General features: G+C 61.8%; 24 protein-coding genes. 11 read left to right on the top strand and 13 right to left on the bottom strand.

Features of this window, described 5'->3' with window-relative positions:
- Nucleotides 1-2: 2 nt before the first annotated feature.
- The 4 genes from rloB to AC07T0_RS20565 all read left to right on the top strand — a co-directional run bounded on the left by rloB (nt 3) and on the right by AC07T0_RS20565 (nt 4,995).
- The gene (gene rloB / locus AC07T0_RS20580) at nt 3-1,535 is read left to right on the top strand and encodes an osmotic stress tolerance membrane protein RloB (protein WP_495002946.1); all 1,533 of its coding nucleotides are present in this window, start codon (nt 3-5) and stop codon (nt 1,533-1,535) included.
- On the top strand, nt 1,535-2,521 hold the full coding sequence (locus AC07T0_RS20575; RefSeq protein ID WP_495002945.1) for an alpha-L-glutamate ligase-like protein: 987 nt from the start codon (nt 1,535-1,537) through the stop codon (nt 2,519-2,521). The genes rloB and AC07T0_RS20575 overlap by 1 nt, the downstream gene beginning before the upstream one ends.
- Nucleotides 2,522-2,712: 191 nt before the next feature.
- Nucleotides 2,713-4,056, top strand: coding sequence for an aminodeoxychorismate synthase component I (gene pabB / locus AC07T0_RS20570; protein WP_495002975.1), 1,344 nt, complete (start codon nt 2,713-2,715; stop codon nt 4,054-4,056).
- A gap of 204 nt (nt 4,057-4,260) precedes the next feature.
- On the top strand, nt 4,261-4,995 hold the full coding sequence (locus tag AC07T0_RS20565; protein WP_495002944.1) for a phosphoadenylyl-sulfate reductase: 735 nt from the start codon (nt 4,261-4,263) through the stop codon (nt 4,993-4,995).
- Nucleotides 4,996-5,181: 186 nt separating this feature from the next.
- Here AC07T0_RS20565 and cysB read toward each other — a convergent pair whose 3' ends face one another.
- From cysB to AC07T0_RS20545, 4 genes are all read right to left on the bottom strand, one after another.
- Nucleotides 5,182-6,156, bottom strand: coding sequence for an HTH-type transcriptional regulator CysB (gene cysB, locus AC07T0_RS20560; protein WP_040065465.1), 975 nt, complete (start codon nt 6,154-6,156; stop codon nt 5,182-5,184).
- A gap of 112 nt (nt 6,157-6,268) precedes the next feature.
- Entirely contained in the window at nt 6,269-6,769 is a 501-nt protein-coding gene (locus AC07T0_RS20555; RefSeq protein WP_495002943.1) for a universal stress protein, read from the bottom strand.
- 234 nt (nt 6,770-7,003) lie between these two features.
- Nucleotides 7,004-7,969 (bottom strand): putative 2-dehydropantoate 2-reductase, encoded by a 966-nt coding sequence (locus tag AC07T0_RS20550; protein ID WP_495002942.1) that lies wholly within the window; start codon nt 7,967-7,969, stop codon nt 7,004-7,006.
- Nucleotides 7,966-8,352, bottom strand: coding sequence for a thioredoxin family protein (locus AC07T0_RS20545; RefSeq protein WP_495002941.1), 387 nt, complete (start codon nt 8,350-8,352; stop codon nt 7,966-7,968). Before AC07T0_RS20545 ends, AC07T0_RS20550 begins: the two co-directional genes overlap by 4 nt.
- Between AC07T0_RS20545 and AC07T0_RS20540 the strand changes: the two genes are divergently transcribed.
- The gene (locus AC07T0_RS20540) at nt 8,351-8,797 is read left to right on the top strand and encodes a PilZ domain-containing protein (protein ID WP_495002940.1); all 447 of its coding nucleotides are present in this window, start codon (nt 8,351-8,353) and stop codon (nt 8,795-8,797) included. The genes AC07T0_RS20545 and AC07T0_RS20540 overlap by 2 nt on opposite strands.
- A gap of 129 nt (nt 8,798-8,926) precedes the next feature.
- Complete coding sequence (locus AC07T0_RS20535; RefSeq protein WP_495002939.1) at nt 8,927-10,003, top strand: 3-deoxy-7-phosphoheptulonate synthase; 1,077 nt, start codon at nt 8,927-8,929, stop codon at nt 10,001-10,003.
- A gap of 61 nt (nt 10,004-10,064) precedes the next feature.
- Here AC07T0_RS20535 and AC07T0_RS20530 read toward each other — a convergent pair whose 3' ends face one another.
- Nucleotides 10,065-10,346 carry a GNAT family N-acetyltransferase gene (locus tag AC07T0_RS20530; RefSeq protein WP_040065473.1) on the bottom strand — a complete coding sequence of 94 codons (282 nt, stop codon included), beginning with the start codon at nt 10,344-10,346 and terminating at the stop codon, nt 10,065-10,067.
- A gap of 684 nt (nt 10,347-11,030) precedes the next feature.
- On the opposite strand from AC07T0_RS20530, the gene AC07T0_RS20525 reads away from it, so the two are divergent.
- Nucleotides 11,031-11,282: an Lpp/OprI family alanine-zipper lipoprotein gene (locus AC07T0_RS20525; protein WP_495002938.1), complete on the top strand. Its 252-nt coding sequence runs from the start codon at nt 11,031-11,033 to the stop codon at nt 11,280-11,282.
- A 127-nt stretch (nt 11,283-11,409) separates the two neighbouring features.
- Here AC07T0_RS20525 and AC07T0_RS20520 read toward each other — a convergent pair whose 3' ends face one another.
- From AC07T0_RS20520 to AC07T0_RS20510, 3 genes are all read right to left on the bottom strand, one after another.
- Nucleotides 11,410-12,375 (bottom strand): L,D-transpeptidase family protein, encoded by a 966-nt coding sequence (locus AC07T0_RS20520; RefSeq protein ID WP_495002937.1) that lies wholly within the window; start codon nt 12,373-12,375, stop codon nt 11,410-11,412.
- 219 nt (nt 12,376-12,594) lie between these two features.
- Nucleotides 12,595-12,888: a hypothetical protein gene (locus tag AC07T0_RS20515; RefSeq protein WP_191485136.1), complete on the bottom strand. Its 294-nt coding sequence runs from the start codon at nt 12,886-12,888 to the stop codon at nt 12,595-12,597.
- Nucleotides 12,889-12,943: 55 nt separating this feature from the next.
- Nucleotides 12,944-13,549, bottom strand: a complete 606-nt coding sequence (locus tag AC07T0_RS20510) for an arylesterase (protein ID WP_495002936.1) — start codon at nt 13,547-13,549, stop codon at nt 12,944-12,946.
- Between the two features lie 10 nt (nt 13,550-13,559).
- On the opposite strand from AC07T0_RS20510, the gene AC07T0_RS20505 reads away from it, so the two are divergent.
- Both AC07T0_RS20505 and AC07T0_RS20500 read left to right on the top strand, forming a co-directional pair.
- Nucleotides 13,560-14,243, top strand: a complete 684-nt coding sequence (locus tag AC07T0_RS20505) for an ABC transporter ATP-binding protein (RefSeq protein ID WP_495002935.1) — start codon at nt 13,560-13,562, stop codon at nt 14,241-14,243.
- Nucleotides 14,243-16,747: an ABC transporter permease gene (locus AC07T0_RS20500; protein ID WP_495002934.1), complete on the top strand. Its 2,505-nt coding sequence runs from the start codon at nt 14,243-14,245 to the stop codon at nt 16,745-16,747. Before AC07T0_RS20505 ends, AC07T0_RS20500 begins: the two co-directional genes overlap by 1 nt.
- 51 nt (nt 16,748-16,798) lie before the next feature.
- Here the strand turns inward: AC07T0_RS20500 and greB are convergent, their stop codons facing one another.
- From greB to AC07T0_RS20475, 5 genes are all read right to left on the bottom strand, one after another.
- Nucleotides 16,799-17,272, bottom strand: coding sequence for a transcription elongation factor GreB (greB, locus tag AC07T0_RS20495; protein ID WP_495002933.1), 474 nt, complete (start codon nt 17,270-17,272; stop codon nt 16,799-16,801).
- A 117-nt stretch (nt 17,273-17,389) separates the two neighbouring features.
- A complete protein-coding gene (locus tag AC07T0_RS20490; RefSeq protein ID WP_495002932.1) occupies nt 17,390-17,896 on the bottom strand; it encodes a HipA N-terminal domain-containing protein in 507 nt (168 codons plus the stop codon).
- Nucleotides 17,893-18,189 carry a helix-turn-helix domain-containing protein gene (locus AC07T0_RS20485; protein ID WP_495002931.1) on the bottom strand — a complete coding sequence of 99 codons (297 nt, stop codon included), beginning with the start codon at nt 18,187-18,189 and terminating at the stop codon, nt 17,893-17,895. Before AC07T0_RS20485 ends, AC07T0_RS20490 begins: the two co-directional genes overlap by 4 nt.
- Before the next feature lie 270 nt (nt 18,190-18,459).
- The gene (locus AC07T0_RS20480; RefSeq protein WP_100940829.1) at nt 18,460-18,768 is read right to left on the bottom strand and encodes a class I SAM-dependent methyltransferase; all 309 of its coding nucleotides are present in this window, start codon (nt 18,766-18,768) and stop codon (nt 18,460-18,462) included.
- Between the two features lie 430 nt (nt 18,769-19,198).
- Nucleotides 19,199-20,623 (bottom strand): MltF family protein, encoded by a 1,425-nt coding sequence (locus AC07T0_RS20475; protein ID WP_495002930.1) that lies wholly within the window; start codon nt 20,621-20,623, stop codon nt 19,199-19,201.
- Nucleotides 20,624-20,858: 235 nt separating this feature from the next.
- Between AC07T0_RS20475 and AC07T0_RS20470 the strand changes: the two genes are divergently transcribed.
- Nucleotides 20,859-21,665, top strand: coding sequence for a TatD family hydrolase (locus AC07T0_RS20470; protein WP_495002929.1), 807 nt, complete (start codon nt 20,859-20,861; stop codon nt 21,663-21,665).
- Between the two features lie 96 nt (nt 21,666-21,761).
- Nucleotides 21,762-23,240: a methyl-accepting chemotaxis protein gene (locus AC07T0_RS20465; RefSeq protein WP_495002928.1), complete on the top strand. Its 1,479-nt coding sequence runs from the start codon at nt 21,762-21,764 to the stop codon at nt 23,238-23,240.
- The last annotated feature ends 26 nt before the right edge of the window (nt 23,241-23,266 follow it).

Raw genomic sequence — 23,266 nt, 5'->3', positions numbered from 1 at the left:
GAATGCGTTCTCTTACCCTCCACCTGAAAATTCTCATCACCGTACTGGTGCTGTTGGGGGTTTCGGTCACGGCCTATCAGATTTTCGTGCTGGGGATTCCCGTCACCGAGGATGCTACGGACGACTTGTGGAATATCGACGCCAAGGTCGAGTTCGTCGCCAACAGCAAGGAACCGGTGAAGATCCAGATGTTCGTGCCGCCCCTGAGCCGCGACTACGTCAGCCTCAACGAGAGCTTCATTTCCAACAACTATGGGGTGAGCGTCAACCGCGCCGACGGCAACCGCAAGGTCATCTGGTCGGCACGCAAGGTCAGTGGCAAGCAGACGCTGTATTACCGCCTGGTGCTGACAAAGCGCTACACCGGCGAAAAACCCAAGGTCAAAGGCCCGACTTTCCGCGACAGCATGGCGATCGAAGGACCGGAAAAAATCGCCGCCGACGCTTTGCTCGCACCGATCCGCCAGCACTCGGCGGACGTCGAGACTTTCATCGGCGAGACCATCAAGCGGGTCAACAACCTGGCCGATGACAACGTCAAGCTGCTGCTCGCCGGCGACCCGTCGACCCCGCACAAGGCGCAGATCATCGAGTTGCTGCTGTCCATCGCCCATGTGCCGATGGAAAGGGCCCACACCCTGCGCCTGGTGGCCGATCAACCGCAAACCCCGGAACTCTGGCTGCGCAGCTTCAACGGCAACAACTGGCTGTACTTCAACCCGGACACCGGCGAACAGGGCCTGCCCTCCGACCGCCTGCTGTGGTGGACCGGCGCCGACAACCTGATCACCGTCGATGGCGGCAAGAAGGCCGGCGTCACCTTCAGCCTGAACAACAGTGAGATGAACGCGATCCGCCTGGCCAAGCTGACCGACGAGAACTCCGACGCCAACTTCCTCGAATATTCGCTCTACGGCCTGCCGCTGCAAACCCAGCAGACCTTCATGATCATGGTGATGATCCCCATCGGCGTGCTGGTAATCCTGATCCTGCGCAACCTGATCGGCCTGCAGACCCTCGGCACCTTCACCCCGGTGCTGATTGCCCTGGCCTTCCGCGAAACCCAGCTGGGCTTCGGCATCGTGCTGTTCACCATCATTACCGCCCTCGGGCTGTCGCTGCGCTCCTACCTGGAACACCTGAAGTTGCAGATGTTGCCGCGGCTGTCGGTGGTGCTGACCTTCGTCGTGGTGCTGATCGCCGCCATCAGCCTGTTCAGCCACAAGCTGGGCCTGGAGCGCGGCTTGTCGGTGGCGCTGTTCCCGATGGTGATCCTGACCATGACCATCGAGCGCCTGTCCATTACCTGGGAAGAGCGCGGCGCCAATCATGCGCTGAAAGTCGCCATCGGCACGCTGTTCGCGGCGGCCCTGGCCCACTTGATCATGACCGTGCCGGAGCTGATCTACTTCGTCTTCACCTTTCCGGCGATCCTGCTGATCCTGGTGGGCTTCATGCTGGCGATGGGCCGCTATCGCGGTTACCGCCTGACCGAACTGGTGCGTTTCAAGGCATTCCTGAAGGAACAAGCCTGATGTTCGGCCTGTGGAAAACCTGGAAGGCCCTGGAAGCCCGAGGCATCATGGGAATCAACCGGCGCAACGCGGACTATGTACTCAAGTACAACAAGCGCAGCCTCTACCCCATCGTCGACGACAAGATCATCACCAAGGAACGGGCCATCGCCGCCGGCATCCATGTGCCGGAAATGTATGGGGTGATTTCCACGGAAAAGGAAATCGACCGGCTTGAGGCGATCATCGCCGGACGTCGGGATTTCGTCATCAAGCCGGCCCAGGGCGCGGGCGGCGACGGCATCCTGGTGATCGCCGACCGTTTCGAGGGCCATTATCGCTCGATCTCCGGGCGCCTCATCAGCCACGGGGAAATCGAGCACCAGATCTCCAGCATTCTCACCGGCCTGTATTCCCTGGGCGGGCACCGCGACCGCGCGCTGATCGAGTACCGGGTCACCCCCGACCCGATCTTCAGAAGCATCAGCTACGAAGGCGTGCCGGACATCCGCGTCATTGTGCTGATGGGCTACCCGGTGATGGCCATGCTGCGCCTGCCGACCCGTCAGTCCCATGGCAAGGCCAACCTGCACCAGGGCGCCATTGGCGTGGGCGTGGACCTGGCGACCGGGATCACCCTGCGCGGCACCTGGCTGAACAACATCATCCGCAAACACCCGGACACCACCCACCCGGTGGACGGTGTGCAATTGCCAAACTGGGACGCTTTCATGCAACTGGCAGCCGGTTGCCATGAGCTCTGCGGCCTGGGCTACATCGGCGTGGACATGGTGCTGGACCAGGACAAGGGCCCGCTGATCCTCGAGCTCAACGCCCGCCCCGGCCTGAATATCCAGATCGCCAACGACTGCGGCCTGACCCACCGCACCCATGCCGTGGAGGCCCACCTGGCGGAACTGGCCGCCGAGGGCCTCAGCGAGACACCGGCGCAACGGGTGCGCTTTGTCCAGGAACTGTTCGGACGTGTGCCTGCGATCGAAGCCTGATCGGCCCTCTTCATAACACCGCCCCTGTAGAAGCCGGCTTGCTGGCGATGAGACCGGTGAGCCTTGCGCTGATCTTGCGGGCGCCATCGCCAGCAAGCTGGCTCCTACACGATCCTGCGATATCCCTCTAGGAGCGGCGTCGGCAGGGGACTACAATCGCGCACCGCGCTCCCATGGCTGACCCGCCCCCCATGTTGACCTGCTCCGTACATCCGCTGCCCTACCACGCCAATCCCGCTCATTACTTCGCGGCGATTCGCCATGCGCCCGGGGCCGTGCTGCTCGACAGCGGCCGCCCCGAGGCCGAGCGCGGGCGCTACGACCTGCTCAGCGCCTGGCCGCTGGAGCAACTGGCGGTGTTGCCGGACGAACGCGGCGCGGCGTTCCTGCAACGCCTGCGGGACAACCTGGCGCGCCTGGGTGAAGCGCAACTCCCCGCGGGTCTTGAACTGCCTTTTGCCGGCGGCCTGATCGGCTACCTGAGCTACGACTTCGGCCGCCATCTGGAAAACCTGCCTCATCAGGCCCGGGACGACCTGCAACTGCCCGACGCGCGTTTCGGCCTGTACGCCTGGGCGCTGATCAGCGATCACCAGCGAGGCAGCAGCCAACTGGTGTTCCATCCCGGCGTCGAAGCCGTTGAACGCGAACGGCTGATCCAACTGTTCAGCCAACCAGCCGGCCAGGGCAGCAGCGACTTCCAGCTCATGGCGCCGATGACCGCGGACCTCACGACCGAGGCCTACCGCCAGGCGTTCGAACGCATCCAGCACTATATCCAGGCCGGCGACTGCTACCAGGTCAACTTCGCCCAGCGCTTCCGGGCCGCCTGCCAGGGCGATCCGTGGGTTGCCTATTGCGCCTTGCGCGCCGCCTGCCCGACACCCTTCTCCGGTTTCCAGAGCCTGCCCGACCAGGGCGCGGTGCTGAGCCTGTCACCGGAGCGTTTCGTCAAGGTCAGCCAGGGCCAGGTCGAGACACGGCCGATCAAGGGCACCCGCCCGCGTGGCCGCGACGCTGTCGAGGACGCCGCCAACGCCGCCGAACTGCTGGCCAGCGGCAAGGACCGCGCGGAGAACCTGATGATCGTCGACCTGCTGCGCAACGACTTGGGGCGCACCTGCCGCATCGGTTCGGTGCGGGTGCCGGAACTGTTCAGCCTGGAGAGTTACCCCAATGTGCACCATCTGGTGAGCAGCGTGACCGGGACCCTGGCCGACGACCGTGACGCCCTCGACCTGATTGCCGGCAGTTTCCCCGGGGGCTCGATCACCGGCGCACCGAAGATCCGCGCCATGCAGATCATCGACGAGCTGGAACCGACCCGACGGGCGTTGTATTGCGGTTCGCTGCTGTACCTGGATGTACGCGGCGAGATGGACAGCTCCATTGCCATCCGCAGCCTGCTGGTCAAGGATGGCCAGGTCAGTTGCTGGGGCGGCGGCGGCATCGTCGCCGATTCCGACTGGCAGGCCGAATACCAGGAGTCCATCACCAAGGTGAAGGTCTTGCTCGATACCCTGCAAGACCTTTGAAACCCTGCTTCCGGAACACCACAAAACCTGTAGGAGCCAGCTTGCTGGCGATAAGGCCCTCAAGCCTGGCATCGTTCATGCGGACGCCATCGCCGACAAGCCGGCTCCCACAATGACCGCGTTCGAGCATGGGGCCGTCGCCGAAGGATTTTGTTACTATTAGCCTATTCGAGCGCAAAGCGCCGCTGACTTAGGAACCGCCTGATGAGCCAACCATTCGACGTCGCTGAACTCGCCGCGACCTACGCCAACAAGTCCGCCCAGGACATTCTCAAGCTGGCCTTCGCCCAGTTTGGCGATGACCTGTGGATATCTTTCAGCGGCGCGGAAGACGTGGTGCTGGTGGACATGGCCTGGAAACTGAACAAGAACGTCAAGGTCTTCAGCCTCGACACCGGTCGCCTGCACCCGGAAACCTATCGTTTTATCGATCAGGTGCGCGAGCACTACAAGATCGACATCGAGCTGATCTCCCCGGATCACAATGAGCTTGAGCCGTTCGTCAAAGCCAAAGGCCTGTTCAGCTTCTACAAGGACAACCACGGCGAATGCTGCGGCATCCGCAAGATCGCCCCGCTGCGGCGCAAGTTGTCCGGCGTCAGCGCCTGGGCTACCGGCCAGCGTCGCGACCAGAGCCCGGGCACCCGCAGCCAGGTGGCGGTACTGGAAATCGACAGCGCCTTCTCCACCCCGGAACACACCCTGTACAAGTTCAACCCGCTGGCGCAGATGAGCAGCGAAGAGATCTGGGGTTATATCCGCATGCTCGAACTGCCATACAACAGCCTGCATGAGCGCGGTTTTATCAGCATCGGCTGCGAGCCCTGCACCCGTCCGGTGCTGCCGAACCAGCACGAGCGCGAAGGCCGCTGGTGGTGGGAAGAAGCCACGCAGAAGGAATGCGGTCTGCACGCCGGCAACCTGATCGCCAAGATCTGAAGACCTGGCACGCTCTCCGTGTAGGAGCCAGCTTGCTGGCGATGGCGTCCGCGAGATCAATGCAAGACTCACCGGCCTCATCGCCAGCAAGCTGGCTCCTACAGGGACCGCGTGGCCTTCAAGATCGCGTTCCAGCGCAGACAAAAAAGCCCCGAACCAATCGGGGCTTTTTCATGTTCGGGCGACTCAGTGCACCGGCAGCTCGACACCGTCGAACAGCTCTTCCAGTTCTTGCTTGTTGTGGCACTGGATGGCCTTGGCCATGACTTCACGGGTCAGGTGCGGGGCGAACTTCTCGATGAAATCGCACATGAAACCGCGCAGGAAGGTGCCACGACGGAAGCCGATCTTGGTCACGCTGGACTCGAACAGCTCACTCGCATCAAGCACCACCAGGTCCTTGTCGAGCACCGGGTCCACCGCCATTTTGGCGACGATACCGACACCCAGGCCCAGGCGTACATAGGTCTTGATTACGTCGGCGTCCGCCGCGGTGAACACCACCTTGGGGGTCAGGCCGCGATGGCTGAAGGCCTCGTCCAACTTGGAACGGCCGGTGAATCCGAACACGTAGGTGACGATCGGGTATTCGGCCAGGGTTTCCAGGGTCAGCTTCGGCAGCTTGGTCAGCGGGTGACCCTGGGGCACGACCACGCAACGGTTCCAGCGATAGCACGGCATCATCACCAAGTCGCCGAACAGCTCCAGGGCCTCGGTGGCAATGGCGAAATCCACGGTGCCGTCGGCGGCCATCTCGGCGATCTGCATCGGCGAGCCCTGGTGCATGTGCAGGGCCACATCCGGGTATTGCTTGATAAAGCTGCTGATCACCGGCGGCAAGGCATAACGCGCCTGGGTGTGGGTGGTGGCGATCGACAAGGTGCCTTTCTTCTCGTTGGAGAATTCCTGGGCGATCTGCTTGATGCTCTCGACCTTGCGCAGGATCTCGCCGGCCGTGGTGATGATACGTTCACCGGCTGGCGTGACGCGGGTCAGGTGTTTGCCGCTGCGGGCGAAGACTTCGACCCCCAGCTCGTCTTCGAGCAGGCGGATCTGTTTGCTGATACCCGGCTGAGAGGTGTAAAGGCTTTGGGCGGTGGCGGAAACGTTGAGGTCGTGGTGCGCCACTTCCCAGATGTAGCGCAGTTGTTGAAGCTTCATATGTATCCCTCAAAGCAGGTAGACGCCACAGGTAACAGCGGCGATATATAACTATATGAATGGTTTGAAGAATAAATCTAGAACTTTTTTATCAAATCGCCGACTTTCCGACTCAGATATCGCCATAGCGACGGCGCTGTAACAGTGGCACCAGGTAGACCGGCACCTGGGCCAACTGCAGGACCCGCGCGGCGGTGCGCCCCAAATGCGCCTCGCCAGCGCTGCCATGGCTGTGGCTGCCGACGATCAACAGGTCCACCGAAAGGGCCCGGGCCTGTTCCAGAATGACCTGCGACGGGTCGCCCTGGAGCACCTTGATCGATTGGATCATGCTCAGGTCCTGCAGCCCGTCCGCGCACTCCTCGCGAAAGCTGTCGAGCACCCGCTGCTCAATGGTCGCCATCACGGTGTTAAGACCCTGGCTGTGAAATTCGTTCAATGCCTGTTCGTCCAGGTAGCTCTGCAACACCGATTCGGCGAACAAACCCATCGGCTCGACCGCATGCACCACATACAAATCGGCCTTGAACGTCCGCGCCAGTTCCAGGGCATGCTGCATGACATAAGGCGCATACAGACCGAGGTCGGTGGCATACAACATCGAACGAATCATGGGGCCTCCTCGACTGCCAGAATGGCCGAGCTCAGTTGAGCTTAGCAGCGCCCCGAAGAGCGCGGTGCACGGCTGGTCGGGCCGGCCCCGTTGCTCATCCCTGAAGAAACTCGATCCAGAAAACACCACGACACCTGTAGGAGCCAGCTTGCTGGCGACAGCGGTTTACCAAGCGACGAAAATGTCGACAGTCAGATCGCAATCGCCAGCAAGCTGGCGCCTACAGGACCGCATTCATCCCTGGCGATTGTTCGCGTCGATAAACGCCAGGGCCTGGTACAAGGCCCGGATCTTCGGCAACTCACAACCGACGGCACTCGCCGCGGCCAGCGGGCGCGCATAGACGGCATCCAGCTCCAGCGCGCGCTTGTGGACAAAGTCGTGGTACATGCTCGGCCAGTAGTCCGGCATCTTTTCCGTCACCTTGAACAGGTGCGCGGCATAACCGGCCGGCAGCTCGTGACCGCAGGCCTGGGCGCCCTGCACCACTTCGGCCATCAGCGCCTGGACCAGTTCGCGGCTGCTGTCATCGGTCATCAGCGGCGTGGTGCTGGCCCGCAGCAACACCGACAGGCCATTGTAAGGCACGTTCCACACCAGCTTCTGCCAGCGCGCCTGCTGCAGGTTGGCCATGGCCTGGGACTCGATGCCCGCCTCATGGAACAAGCCAGCCCCCTCTTCGACCAGGGCCTGTCGAGCCGTTGCATCCTGCAGCAACGGACCACTGTGATAACCGATGTTCACCGCCCCGAGGGCCTGATGCACGATAGCCCCGGGGCCGGTACGGTGCACGCAGATAAAGCACAGCCCGCCCAACAGATGCAGTGACTCGGGCAGCAGCGCACGCAACTCATCCTCCACATCGAGGCCGTTCTGCAGCACCAGCACCTTGGCCCCAGGCGCGGCGGCCTGGGCGATCAGCGGGGCGAGACTGGCATTGCTGGTGGTCTTGGTCCCCACCAGCAGCCAGTCGCAGAGTGGCATATCGCTGGCCTGGGCATAGGCCTGCACGGCATTCAGATGCAGAGGACCGTGCACCGCACTGTCGATATGCAAGCCGTTCTCGAGCACTGTCGAAAACTCGCTGCGCAACAAGAAGTGCACATCAAAACCGGCCCGCGCCAGCATGATGCCGTAATACCCGCCGATCGCACCGGTACCGATAATGCCGATACGCGGCTTGCTCGCTGAACCTGTCATGGCAACTCCTCTGGTACAAGACTCAAGGCTTGCCGAAGCGCTTCGGCAAGCTCGTTCACAGCCAGGCGTGAGCGCACAGCGCCATGAAAATCACCGTCCTTGACCACAAACAGCGCCGGCAGATGAAACACCCCGTAACGCTGCACCGCCCCGCCATTATCGCCGGCATCGATCCAGCACAGGCGCTCGACCGGCAGGGCCAGGGTCGGCAAGACCTCCCGAGCAAACCGACAGGAAGCGCAACCGACACTGGTGAATATCAATAATGAAACACCTGGCAAGTCCAATAGATTCCGGTCGATATCAAAATCCGTCAACTCCAGGCTCTTCACTATACTGTTGGAAAGTTTTTCCACTGATCGACGCAGGGAGTCGTTGTTCATGGTGCGCTTTCTTCCTCATCCCGATGACGTTCCCGTCACATTGACCCTGCTTGAACATTCCTGCATTTCCCGCCACCAACTCGAGCGCATCAGCCTGGGCGGTGTGTCCTGCCTCTCGGCCCGCGGCTGGCGCAAAGGCTCGGCGCTGCAGATGTGCATTCCCAGCCTCGGCGCAGCCGCCTGTTATCCCGGCTACGTGGCCTGGTGCCTGAAACGCAAGCACGGCTACCGGGTGGGCATTGCCTTTGTCGACGAGCAAACCCTGTTCGGCGCGCGCATGGGTGAGCAGGTCTGCCAGATCGAACGCTACCAGCGAACGCGCGAGCAACAAAGCGAAGATCGGCAAAACGTCGAAGTCATCGCCCAGCAATGGGTTCGCGAACACGCCAGCGACTTCTCCCGCGCCAGCCTGGAGCAACCTTATGTGCGGGCTTTGCTCGATTAAACCGGCCAGGCCATTGCCCGCGCCCCGCCTAACGCGCTAAGGTTCGGCTCCCCGACGCGCTTAAATCTGCTGCGCTCCGCCGCGCGGGGATCGCTGGCGGCCGGCATCCGTGACCTGACGAGTAACACGATGGCTGATTTACCGATCAACGACCTTAACGTCGCCTCCAACGAGACGCTGATCACCCCTGATCAGCTCAAGCGTGAAATCCCCCTGAGCGAGTCCGCCCTGCGCACCGTGACCAAGGGCCGCGAGGTGATCCGCAATATTCTCGATGGCACCGACCATCGCCTGTTTGTCGTGATCGGGCCTTGCTCGATCCACGACATCAAGGCGGCCCACGAATACGCCGAGCGCCTCAAGGTCCTCGCCGCCGAAGTGTCCGACAGCCTGTACCTGGTGATGCGCGTGTATTTCGAGAAGCCGCGCACCACCGTGGGCTGGAAAGGCCTGATCAACGACCCTTACCTGGATGACTCCTTCAAGATCCAGGACGGCCTGCACATCGGTCGCCAGTTGCTGCTGGATTTGGCGGAAATGGGCCTGCCCACTGCCACCGAAGCCCTCGACCCGATCTCGCCGCAGTACCTGCAGGACCTGATCAGCTGGTCGGCCATCGGCGCGCGTACCACCGAATCCCAGACCCACCGCGAAATGGCCTCGGGCCTGTCCTCGGCCGTGGGCTTCAAGAACGGTACCGACGGCGGCCTGACCGTGGCGATCAACGCCTTGCAGTCGGTGTCCAGCCCGCATCGCTTCCTTGGCATCAACCAGGAAGGCGGCGTGTCCATCGTCACCACCAAGGGCAATGCCTACGGTCACGTGGTCCTGCGTGGCGGCAACGGCAAGCCGAACTACGACTCGGTCAGTGTCGCGGTCTGTGAACAGGCGCTGGCCAAGGCCAAGATCAAGGCCAACATCATGGTCGATTGCAGCCACGCCAACTCCAACAAGGACCCGGCCCTGCAACCGCTGGTGATGGAGAACGTCGCCAACCAGATCCTCGAAGGCAACCAGTCGATCATCGGCCTGATGGTCGAAAGCCACCTGAACTGGGGCTGCCAGGCGATTCCGAAAGACCTCGCCGACCTGCAATACGGCGTGTCGATCACCGACGCCTGCATCGACTGGAGCGCCACCGAAAAAACCCTGCGCAGCATGCATGCCAAGCTCAAGGACGTGCTGCCCAAGCGTCAGCGCGGCTGATCGCAACAGGCAGACACGAAAACGCCGGGCATTGCCCGGCGTTTTCGTGTGCGTCCTGGACTCAGATCTTCGCGGCGTGCCGCTGATGACGTTCCATGTAACGTTCGACATAGGAGCAGGAAGGAATCACCGTGTAACCCATCTGGTCGGCATAGGCCAGCGCCTGCTCGGTCAATGCCGCCGCAATGCCCCGGCCACGCAAGGCGTTGGGCACGAAGGTGCGGTAGATATCCAGGGTCTGCTTACCCAGGTCCATATAGGTCAGGTAGGCACGATGACCGTCCACATTGGTCTCGAATTGATGACCTGCCTGGTCATGGTGGATGGACAACGCCTCGCTCATCACTACTCCTCGCGGGTCTTGGATTCTGACCCTACCTTACATGTTTTTCCGGCGAAGGAACCACCTGGCTCACGACGAAAAATCGTTTCATCAGCCAAATCGCCACAAAGATCCTACGCCGCCCCGTGCCTGGCTGGACAACGAGAAGAGCCGACAGCTCCCGAACAAGTGGGCACCTGACAGATAGTAGGCGTCCTGTCTCCCCCGCTCAAGATACGCTCGTCATGTACTTCGACCGGCTCATGGTAGCCCCGTCGAACTGGCCCTTTCGCTGGAAAACCTGAACAGCGGCTGCAGACTGCCGGAATGTTATGTTGTAAGACGAACTGTGCCGCTTAAAGTCACTTTTCAATTGGCAAAGATGCCCCCCCGCCCAGGTGACGGTAGAAGCAAAGAGTCATTCGCCGCGACTAACACGACGCATGTATGAGCAGTGGACAGTCCCTGTGACTGGCACACTAGTGCAGATCTGACTTAGCCAAAGCGCCCGAATCGCGCCCGCTTGCTGCACATTTTTCATACAGAATCATGAAAACTTAGCTGAAAACATTCTCTTCCAAAAAATTTTTTTGCTTCTTGCGTTACGTCAGTTTACTTACTACAAGTAATGGGTAGTATGTATGCCGACTATATCCCCACTCTGGGGAGATGGTTATTAATAGAAAGTCCTTGAAGGGGAACACGATGAACAACGTTCTGAAATTCTCTGCTCTGGCCCTGGCCGCCGTTCTGGCCACTGGTTGCAGCAGCGCATCCAAAGAAACCGAAGCTCGTCTGACTGCTACGGAAGACGCTTCTGCTCGTGCCCAGGCTCGTGCTGACGAAGCCTACCGCCATGCTGATGAAGCTCTGGCTGCTGCTCAAAAAGCACAACAGACTGCTGATGAAGCTAACGAGCGCGCTCTGCGCATGCTCAATAAAGCAAGCAAGAAGTAATAATCCTTCGGGGTTGTTATCAAGCCGATCCATTATTGGATCGGCTTTTTTTTGCCTGTCGGAAAAGCGGGCAGGTATAAAAAACCCGCCTGGGCCACTGGGCCCAGGCGGGTCGCTGTACAAATCCTTACTGCTGCAAATCAGGCGCGTTAGACACCAACGACGGCGCTCCCGGCACGGCGATTTCCGTCGGCAGGCCATCTTCGGCGGCTACCACGTCACGCACCTGGTCCCAGTTGACCCGCAAATTCTTCGCCAGGTCTTCACGCTTGAGCAGGGCATTGATCACCGCCGTGTGCTTGTCGACCACCGAAGGGTTGCCATTGTCGTCCAGCGGTGTGTGAGCTTCGAGGAACACCTTGCCGCCGCTCACGCCGAACTTGTAGGCCTCGTTGATAATCCGCACCGAAGTGCCCACCGGCACCATGCCGGCCATCTCCAGCACGTTGTTGTTGTACATGCGGAAACAACCGTGGCTGGTCCGGGTGCCGATACCGAACTTCATGTTCGAACCATGGATCAGATACCCCGGCGTCCCCAGGGTGAACTTGAACGGGCCCAACGGATTGTCGGGGCCAGCCGGGACCACGTTGGGCAGGGGATCACCCTCGGCGGCGTGCTCGGCCTTGATCGAGGCCGGCGGGGTCCAGGTCGGATTCGGGATCTTGGCGGTAATGGTGGTGTGGGCGACCGGTGAGCCCCAGCCTTCGCGACCGATCCCCAACGGGAAGGTGTAGACCACGTTGCGCCCCTTGGGGAAGTAGTACAGGCGGTACTCGGCCAGGTTGATCACGATGCCTTCGCGCGGACCCGGCGGCAGGATGAAGCGGGTCGGCAGGACAATATTGGTCCCCGCGCCCGGCAACCAGGCATCGACGCCCGGGTTGGCCGCGACCATCTCCGAATAACCCAGGTCGTAGGTGGTCCCGAGGTCGGCGAAGGTATCTTCGTACTTGGCCTTGATCACCTGGACCTGGCCGACAATATCCTCGCCAGGAGGAGGCAACGGCAGTTCCAGCGCCGAAACGGGACCCGCTACACAGAGGGCGGCCACAGACAGGCAACGGGCAACGGCAGGAAAGCGCGACAACATCCGGGACATCCTTCGCATAGATCGACGTAAGTAAATAGACAGCAATTGTACACCGACACCGCGCCGGCAAGGGAGATGGCGCACTGGGACAATCGTAACGAGACAGGTACGGTACAGGTTGCCGGTGTAGCAGCGAGCTTGCTCGCGATGGACCTCAACGATGACGCGAAAAGCCTGCCCCCCGCGTTGCCCTGACTACCATCGCGAGCAAGCTCGCGCCTACAACTCGAAGCGCAGTTCCGGCCAGATCGGCGGCGTACCGCGCTTCTGCGATTCGAGAATCGCCCGACACAGAGGGCACAGACGCTGGTCGCGAAAAATCGAGCGATCCACCCCCGACCAACGTGGCTGGGCCGGCAACAGCGTGCCGCAGAGCGTTCGATCGGCCGAGCCGCCGAGCTCCAGCTGCCGGGTGACCAGGTGCACGCGCACTTCCTGACAGGCGAACAGATCGAGCTGCTCGTCGGGTTCGATCAGTTGGTAGGCAAACAAGGACCAGGCGGGACGCTGCATCGATGGCTCCAAATCGGGGGCGCCACCATAGCCGAAAGCCGGCCGCTAGAAAAGCTCAAAGCAGCGGTTTGAGCCTCGGCCAGACGTTATCGAGCAACATCCCCTGACCAGCGGGCGCCGGATGAATCCCGTCGGCCTGCATCAGTTCGGGATGACCGCCGATGCCTTCGAGGAAAAACGGCACCAGGGCGATATTTTTTTCCTCGGCCAGCTCGCCATAGACCTTGGCAAAGGCCTGGGTGTAGCGCGGACCATAATTGGGCGGAATCTGCATCCCGAGCAGTAGGACTTTTGCACCTGCGGCCTGAGACTTGTCGATCATCGATGCAAGATTTTGTTTCAATTGCGTCGGCAACTGCCCACGCAGACCATCGTTGCCGCCCAACTCGAGCACCACCACCTGCGGTTTGTGCTCTGCAAGCAGCGCCGGCAGCCGCGCCTGGCCCCCCGCACTGGTGTCGCCACTGATGGACGCATTGACCACCTGATCGGCAAAACCCTCACTCTTCAGACGCTTTTCCAGCAGGGCGACCCATCCCACACGGGTATCCAGGCCGAAACCCGCGCTGATACTATCGCCCACGATCAGCACTGTACCCGCCGCCGCGTTCTGGGCCATGCACATCAAGGCCAGGCCGGCACTCAAAAACCACACTCGCATCGGATTCTCCATGGGCGAAAGTATTCTCACCGCGCAGAACCTTAGCAAAGTGGTTCCCAGCGCGGAAGGTGAGCTGACCATCCTGCACCCTTTGAGCCTGACATTGAACAAGGGCGACAGCCTGGCCATCGTCGGCGCCTCGGGCTCGGGCAAATCCACCCTGCTCGGCCTGCTCGCCGGCCTCGACCTGCCCAGTGGCGGCGAAGTCATCCTGGCCGGACGAGCCTTGAGCACACTGGATGAAGACCAGCGCGCGCGGATCCGCGCCGAGCACGTTGGCTTCGTATTCCAGAGTTTCCAATTGCTCGACAGCCTCAACGCCCTGGAAAACGTCATGCTGCCCCTGGAACTGGACGGCCGCGGCGATGCCCGCGAACGCGCCCGCGACCTGCTCGAACGGGTCGGCCTGGGCCAGCGCCTGACGCACGCGCCACGCCAGTTGTCCGGCGGTGAGCAGCAACGGGTGGCCATCGCCCGGGCCTTTGCCGCCGAGCCGGACGTACTGTTCGCCGACGAACCCACCGGCAACCTCGACAGCCATACCGGCGAGCGCATCAGCGACCTGCTGTTCGAACTGAACCATGAACGCGGTACCACCCTGGTGCTGGTGACCCACGACGAACGCCTGGCCCATCGCTGCCGGCGCCTGATCCGTCTTGACGCCGGCCATCTGGTCGGCCCCCTGGAGCCTTGATGGCACGCCTGCCGCTGTTGCGCCTGTTCAGCCTCGCCACCCGCCAGCTCCTGCGCGAGGCCCGCGCCGGGGAACTGCGGGTGCTGTTCTTCGCCTTGCTGGTGGCGGTCGCGGCCAGTACCGCCATCGGCTACTTCGGGGCGCGCCTGAACGGCGCGATGCTGCTGCGGGCCACCGAATTCCTCGCCGCAGACCTGGTGCTCGACGGCACCTCCGCTGCCCGCCCGGAGCAGCTCCAGACCGGCAGCGACCTGGGCCTCGCGCATGCGCGGGCGGTCGAGTTCTCCAGCGTGATCGCCACCGACAGCGGCATCCAGTTGTCAAGCATCAAGGCCACCGACGAACACTACCCGCTACGTGGCGAACTGAAGAGCGCCGCAGCGCCGTTCGGCAGCGAAACCGCCGGCGGCGGACCGGCACCGGGCGAGGCCTGGGTCGAAGCGCGGCTGTTGACCGCGCTGGACCTGAAGATCGGCGACAGTATCGATGTCGGGATGAAGCGCGTGCGCCTGGCCCGGGTCCTGACCTATGAGCCGGATCGCGCCGGCAATTTCTACAGTCTGACCCCACGGGTGCTGATCAACCTCGCCGACCTCGACGCCACCGGCGTGGTCCAGCCTGGCAGTCGGGTCGACTATCGTGAACTGTGGCGCGGCTCGGCGAACGCCCTGGCGACCTATCGCGAGTTGATCAAGCCCGGGCTGGCGCCGAACCAGCGCCTGCTCGATGCCCGCGACGGCAACCAGCAGATTGGCGGTGCCTTGGGCAAGGCCGAGCGTTACCTGAATATGGCCAGCCTGGTGGCGGTGTTGCTCTCCGGCGTCGCCGTGGCCCTCAGCGCCAGCCGTTTCGCCGCCCGGCGCTTCGACGCCAGCGCGTTACTGCGCTGCCTGGGTCTGTCGCGCCGGGAAACCATGACGTTGTTCAGCCTGCAACTGGCGATGCTCGGCGTGCTGGCCAGTGTCAGCGGCGCCCTGCTCGGCTGGCTGGCCCAATTGGGTCTGTTCGCCCTGCTGCATGACCTGCTGCCCGCCGATGTCCCGCCGGGTGGGCTGATGCCGGCACTCGCCGGGATCGGCACCGGGTTGGTGGCACTGGCCGGATTTGCCCTGCCGCCCCTGGCCGCCCTCGGTCGGGTGCCGCCGCTGCGGGTACTACGCCGTGACCTGCTGCCGATCCCGGCCAGCACCTGGCTGGTCTACGGAGCGGCCTTGTTCGCGCTGGGCCTGATCATGTGGCGCCTGAGCCTGGACCTGCTGCTGACTTTCGCTCTGCTCGGTGGCGGGGTGATCGCCGCGCTGGTACTGGGTGGCCTGCTGCTGCTCGTGCTGCAAAGCCTGCGGCGGCTGCTGGCGAGGGCCTCGCTGCCCTGGCGCCTGGGCCTGGGCCAGTTGCTGCGCCATCCGCTGGCGGCGGCCGGACAATCCCTGGCGTTCGGCCTGATCCTGCTGTCCATGGCCCTGATCGCCCTGTTGCGCGGCGAATTGCTCGACACCTGGCAGAACCAGTTGCCGAAAAATGCGCCGAATTATTTCGCCCTGAACATCCTACCGGCGGACAAGGACGGTTTCCGCGACCATCTGATCCAGCTCGCGGCCACCTCGGCACCGATCTATCCAGTGGTGCCCGGCCGGCTGATCAGCATCAACGGCACCGCGGTGCAGGAGATCGTCAGCAAGGACTCCGGCGGCGATCGCGCCACCCAGCGCGACCTCAGCCTGACCTGGGCCGCCGACCTGCCGCCGGGCAATATCCTGACGCAAGGCAGCTGGTGGCCGGACAAGCCCACTGGCGACACTCCTGGCGTCTCGGTGGAAGCCAAGGTCGCCCTGAGCCTGAAGCTCAAGCTCGGCGATCACCTGGTGTTCAGCGTCGGCGGGGTCAATCGCGAGGCGGTGGTCAGCAGCCTGCGGACCATCAACTGGGACAACTTCCAGCCGAACTTCTTTATGATCTTCCAGCCCGGCACCCTGCAGGACCTGCCGGCGACCTACCTGACCAGCTTCTACCTGGCACCGGGGCACGACAAGGACATCGTCGAACTGTCCCGGGCCTTCCCGGCGGTGACCATTCTGCAAGTGGAAGCCCTGCTGGAACAACTGCGCAGCATCCTGGCGCAGGTGACCATTGCCGTGGAGTACGTGCTGCTGTTTGTCCTGGCGGCGGGCATGGCGGTGCTGTTCTCCGGCTTGCAGGCAACACTTGACGAACGCATCCGCCAGGGCGCGCTGCTGCGGGCACTGGGGGCCGAGCGCAAGCTGCTGGTCAAGGCCCGGCGGATCGAGTTCGGCCTGCTCGGCGCGGCCAGCGGCCTGCTGGCGGCCCTCGGCACGGAACTGGTGAGCTGGGTACTGTACCGGTTCGCCTTCGACCTACCCTGGCACCTGCATCCATGGCTGTTGCTGCTGCCGCTGATCGGCGCGCTGATGGTCGGCGGCGCCGGTGTGTTCGGCACCCGCCGGGCGCTCAATGTCAGCCCACTGACAGTGCTGCGCGAGGGCTGATAGAGTCAGCTCGGATCACTCCCAAGAACTCGGCGCGCATACGCGCCGAGCTTATTTTTGGTAAAGGACCTCGTTGATCCACCACAACACTTCACCACTTGGGGTCTGCACCACGACCTCATCGCCTACCTCTTTCTTCAAAAGCGCGCGCGCCATCGGCGAGTCGATCGAGATGTAGTCGTTGCGGCCGTAGATTTCGTCGTAGCCCACTACCCGGAACTTCTTGGTTTCACCCGCCTCGTTTTCGATCTCGACCCAGGCCCCGAAAAAAACCCGACCTTCCTGCTCGGGCGAGTAGGCGACTACGCGGACATCCTCAAGACGCTTGCGAAGGTAGCGGACTCGCCGATCAATTTCCCGAAGCAGTTTCTTGTTGTACTGGTAGTCGGCATTTTCGCTACGATCTCCCAGCGATGCGGCCCAGGTGACCTTTCTCGTGGTATCGGGGCGTTTCTCTCGCCAAAGGTAATCAAGCTCTTGCTTCAGAGCTTCATGGCCTGCTTGTGTGATGATATTGGTACTCAAGACGGGATTCTCACTGATGAATCATCCTCGAAACGTGCCCTTGCATCATTTAGAACACGATGAATCGCAGCCCCCGCGGCCTTGGGGATGTTTAACGATCCGAGCATCCGCTCCCAGTCATCCAGTGCCGCAAGCGTCTGATCGATGTACCCATCCGGCTTGAGGTATTTGTAATCTTTGCACAGATCCCGGATGACCTTCCTCGTCGGTTTGCCATGACCTGAAGACGCTGACCTTTTCTGTTTTGGGATGGTATTCAAAGACTCCCATGCCACGATCGCCCATGTAGGCCAACCGATCCAGCGGGCTGAGTGTCAGCGAGGCTCCCACTCCAAACGTCGCGTCGAAGAATCGATCCATCAGCAGGAGCCCCCAGCCATCCGGCAAGGAGTCTGCAAATGGGCCGTGCAGCCCCTTGAATAAACGCCGTTCCTGAGCGAGCTGTGGCTTGTCGTCGAACTTCATGGTCAGGGGAGAAAGGTTGAACCCCTTGGCCAACCACTCTTTGTCATAGGCGAAGTAAATGCCTTTCCCCTCGGTACGGCTCAACTCTCCGACCCTGATGCCATTAGCGGTGACGGTGAGTGACTCGGTGGACTTGAACCTGGGGGTGAGTGAGCTCATTTGTTACCCCGTTTTCGCTTGAGGTTTTTCAGCTCGTCGATTGAGCTCGGGTTCGAAGGCTTGAACAGACTCATCATCGGGGTCAGTTCGTCGAGCGCCGTGGCCAGAAGGATCATGGACTCGAGGGTGATGGAGCCGGTGTACTCGAACCGTTTGATGGAGGACTCAGAGACTCCGGATTGCTCGGCCAAGGTCTTGCGGGAAAGGTTCTTGGACAGGCGCAATGATTCGGCATTTTTCCCCAGTTCACGGGCGATCTCCGCTGGGGAGTACAGAAAATGCATGAGTGACATCGCTTAACTCTCACAGGCTATTGGTCAAAACTGACCCACTATGACATAAATCAAGCCATAAAAGGTCAATTTTGACCAATAGAAAAGCAAAGAGATAAAACAGATTACTATTGGTCAAAAATGACCAATAAAATCGGAAAATCAATAGAAATAGGTCAGATATGACCAGCAGTGAAAAATTTCATAGCAGGTAGTAGCCACGAAACCGGCAAACCAACACCAGTAGATTTCTCGTTTTTAAACCCTGCTCGAATCCCCTGAGACAACCTCTTAGCGCCGTGTGATCAAACCCTGCCGCGCCACGCGGGTCAGTTGGCGGATCACCGCTTCGGCGTGCTCGGCATCCGGTGCCTGGATCACCGCCAGGTCGAAGCTGTCATCGGCAAAGCGAGTCAGGGCGTCACCGTCCTCGACGAACTGGATCAGGAAGGCCGAAGCACGGCCCTTGCGCCGCGGCCAGCCGTCGAGATAACGCAGCAGCGTGGGCTGGTGTGTACCGCCGAGAAGGATTTTAGGGTTGCGAAAAGGCAGGCTCGCCGTGATCGGCGTAAGGCGTACAACGGGGCGTGGGTTGTTCAAAGTGCGTGTCTCCGCCTCAACGATCTGCCGGGCAGGTGTGAGGCAACACCGAACCAGCGCTTTAGCGGTATTTCGAAGCCTGTCGCAAGCTTCTGTCGGCGGTCTTTCGACCGGCCTGGCGCCCCGCAAGTAGCTGTTTAAATCGGCGCATATAGCAATCCTAGAGAAGCCGGTAGCAAGCTGTCAAGAATCCCCGACAACGAAAAAGCCCGCAAAAATGCGGGCTTGTCGTATTCGTCTGGGAGCCGGCTTGCTGGCGATGAGGCCAGTAAGCCTTGCATCGCCGGATCGGACGCTATCGCCGGCAAGCCAGCGGCTACAAAGATTGGCGCTGTCGTCTGGATTCTATGAGCGGGTGATGGGCCTCATATTAATCAGTTTTTAAAATGTAAAATCGCAAAAAACTCAACAAACAAATCTATGTATTCGATTATTTACGTGAGGCGATCTTCCGTGCATTCGGCTCCAGGGAGTCGCGCTCCCGGTCAAAGGCCAGGTAGTACTTGTTCACGCTGTTCACATAGTTCACCGCATTCATCCCCACCTGCTCCATGGCGATGCGCTCGACCTGGAAGAACCACTGGTTGGGGTTCAGGCCACGACGGCGGGCCTCGGCGCGCATGCCCTGGACCCGTTCCGGGCCCATGTTGTAAGCCGCCAGGACAAAGGCCATGCGCTCGCGCTCATTGAGCTTGGGGCTGGCAAAGAACTTGCGCCGGATCATCGCCAGGTACTTGGCCCCGGCCTGCACATTGTTATCGACATTCTGGATATTGCTCACGCCGACCCGTTGCGCCGCCGAGGGGGTGATCTGCAGCAACCCCATCGCACCGCTGGCGCCGCGGGCCGCGGGATCCAGGGCCGACTCCTTGAAGGCCAGCGCCGCCAGGTTCAGCCAGTCGATACCCTGGGCCTGGGCATGACGTTGCAACACCGGGCGCAGCTTTTCCAGCTTCGCCCGATCGCTGCGGCTCAACGGGTAATGCACCTGGTACAGACGTCGATAGATGCGCAGAAACGCCGCGTCCTGGTCCGAAGGGGTCTTGTAGGTCTTGAGGAAGCGGTCGATGCTTGCCCGCAGCATCGACGCATTGTCGCGTACGAACCAGTGCATCTGCCCCGGTTCGCTGACCAGCACCTGCTTGTCGAAACGCAGCTTGGGCATGATCCGGGCCCAGCGTTCGGCAATCGGCTGTTCGACGATGGTCAGGTGAAAGATCCCGCCCTGGACCATCTCCAGCACATCCTCCGCCGCCAGGCTCGGATCGACCCATTCGACCTTGACCGGCGGCAACTTGCGCAACGCCAGTTTCTGGTTGATCTGGTTGACCGCCTCGCCCGCCGCGCTGCCGGGGGTCAGGGCCAGGGTCCGGCCGGAAAGTTGTTCAAAGCGGGTAAAACGCTTCTCGCCCTTGAGCCCCACCAACAACAACGGCACCGTACTGCCGAGCGGATCGCTGGCGATCACCGTATGACCCGGTTGGGCCTCAAGCAATTCCCCTGGGGCCACCAGATCGCCCTCCCCGCGCTGCAAGGCGCCGAGCAGTTGGTCCTTGGCCTTGGGAATGATCTTGAGGGTGATCTCCTGATTGTCGCGGGCCTGGCTGTTGAGGAACTGCTCAAAGGCCCGCAAGCGATGGTATTCGATACCGATGGTCTCGCCCTGGACCTCACCGCTGCTGTTGCGGCTCTGGTTGACCAGCACCCGCAGGACCCGGCTGCCGCGAATCTCCGCGAGGTCGCGCACCTTGCCCGGCTGGACGATTTCCAACGGCCCGGCCAAGCGCGCAACCGCCGGCAACGGCAGCAGCAGGGACAGGCACAGCAGGAGCAACAGCGAGGGTCGCTTCTTCATCCGTTCTCCGGAAAGCATACTGCCCGGCACAGGCGGGGTGGCCTGAAGTCGGGTAACTGAAATCGAGCGTCTTTTGAACGCGAAAAGTGCGCAAGAGGCGGTGCGACATCGGCGGCATGCCAACCGATGCGTTCTTGCGGCTTTAAGAGACAGTCATAACTCGTTGTAGTTCTTGATTTTTATTATAAATCTACAGCTCTGGTATGCTTTTCGGCCTGTGGCCTGAGGTAGCACCATGCAACTCATCGATATCGGCGTCAACCTGACCAACCCCAGTTTTGCCGGCAAACAGCAGGAAATACTCGAGCGTGCCTATGCCGCCGGAGTCTGCCAACTGATTGTCACAGGCACCAGCCTGGCGGACAGCGAACAGGCGCTGGAGCTATGTCGGGAGCGGGATCCTAGCGGCCAGCGGCTGTTCGCCAGCGCCGGGATCCACCCCCATTGCGCCAGTGACTGGACAGCCGATAGCGCCGTTCGTCTGAAAGCCCTGTTGATGGAACCGAACGTCTGTGCGGTCGGCGAGTGCGGGCTGGATTTCAACCGGGACTTCTCCCCGCGCCCGCAGCAGGAAAAAGTCCTTGAGGAACACCTGGCCCTGGCCGTGGAGTTGCAGCGCCCGGTGTTCCTTCACGAGCGCGATGCCAACGTGCGCTTGCTGGAGATCCTGCGTGACTACCGCGACCGCCTGCCCGCTGCCGTGGTGCACTGTTTCACCGGCGAGCAAAAGGCGCTGTTCAGTTACCTCGACCTGGACCTGCATATCGGTATCACCGGCTGGATCTGCGATGAGCGCCGGGGCAGCCACCTGCACCCCCTGGTGCGGGAGATTCCCCGTGGTCGGCTGATGCTTGAAAGCGACGCGCCCTACCTGCTGCCGCGCAGCCTGCGACCCAAGCCGAAGAACGGGCGCAACGAACCGGCGTACCTGGGCGAAGTGCTGCGTGAAGTGGCCCTGCACCGCGGCGAAAGCCAGGAAGACCTGGCCGCCCATACGACCGCCTGCGCCCGCGCCTTTTTCAACTTGCCAAGCCTCGACTAAAGCGCTATTGACCTACATCAACAAGCCTCTTGCCCGGTAGCGGCACAATAATGGCACCTTGCCAAAACTGTTTCCGCTCTATCAGGGAAGACCCCCATGCGTGCCTGGCTTAGCAATATCTCGCTGAAATACAAGTTCTGGGCCGTGAACGCGGTCGCTTTCGTCACCACCCTGCTCCTGGTGTTGTATGCCGTGCAGCTTGAGCAACAGGCCCGCACCGACGCTTCCCGCGCCACGGTCCAGTCCCAGGCCCGCCTGCTCGGCGCCTGGCCCGAAGGCAAGGCCTGGCCCGAGGCCGATAACCTGCTGCCGTTCAAGGCTGGCGAAACGCCGAGCCTCAAGGGCCAGATGCTGCCACGCCTGAAGGACGCCAAGGGCTGGGTCGACTACGACTATATGCCGCTGTTCGGCGACAACCCGCTGCTCGGCGCGCAAATGCTCAGCCATGGCGAGCAACAAGTCGCCGTGCTCGCCTACGCGCCCAGCCTGGCCCAGGTGTTCAGCGAGCGGTTCGCCAACTATGCGGTGGCCGTGTTCATCCTGATGCTGGCGATGCTCGGCGCCTCGCAGTTGCTGATCCGCTTCCTGCTCAGCCAGCTCAATACCCTCAAGGACGTGATGCTCCACGTGGAGAAGACCGGCGACCTCTCGGCCCGTGTGCCGCTGGCTGGCAAGGATGAAGTCGGACAAATGGCCAGCGCCTTCAACGCGATGCAGGCCGGCTATCAGCGGGTGGTCGGCACGGTGGCCCGTACCGCGGCGCAACTGGATGTCGGTGCCGCGCGCCTGGCCTCGAGCATGAACGACGTACGCCACGGCATGCTCGGCCAGCAGAGCGAAACCGACCAGGCCGCCACGGCCATCAACGAGATGTCGGCCACGGTCTATCACATTGCCCAGCACGCCGGCGCCACCCGTGACCTGTCGAAAACCGCCGACGACCTGGCCGGCAGCGGGCAGGCGGTGGTCAGCCGGGTCCAGCAGTCGATCACCGGGTTGTCCAGCGGCGTGCAGCAGACCGCGACGATGATCCAGCAACTGGCCGAGGACAGCCAGAAGATCAATGGCGTGGTCAGCGTGATCCACAGCATCGCCGAACAGACCAACCTGCTGGCGCTGAACGCCGCCATCGAAGCGGCCCGGGCTGGGGAAATGGGCCGCGGTTTCGCGGTGGTTGCCGATGAAGTGCGTAACCTGGCCAAGCGGGTGCAGACCTCCACCGACGAAATCACCGGCATGGTCTCCGCCTTGCAGGCCGGGACCCGCGACGCCGTGGACTTTATGCAGGAAAGCTCGTTCAAGGCCGACGACTGCGTGCAGCAGGCCCAGGAAGCCGGGGCAGCGTTGGCGCAGATCACCAGTGCGGTGGCCCAGATGCGTGAAAGCAACACCCAGATCGCGGTGGCCGCCGAACAGCAGAGCCAGGTGGCGGAGGAAATGAACCGGGCGGTGGTGAGTATCCGCGACGTGACCGAGAACACCGTGCAACAGACCGTGGACTCGGCCACCACCAGCCATGACCTGGCCAAGCTGGCGGGAGAACTGAATAAGGCGATTGGCCAGCTCAAACTATAGGATCGATAGGAAGAGTTGATTCGCCT

The organism is Pseudomonas sp. GW821-FHT04D07, assembly GCF_059420225.1.
The sequence above is the reverse complement of the archived record's forward strand: the minus strand, read 5'-3'. Positions and strand labels throughout refer to the sequence as shown.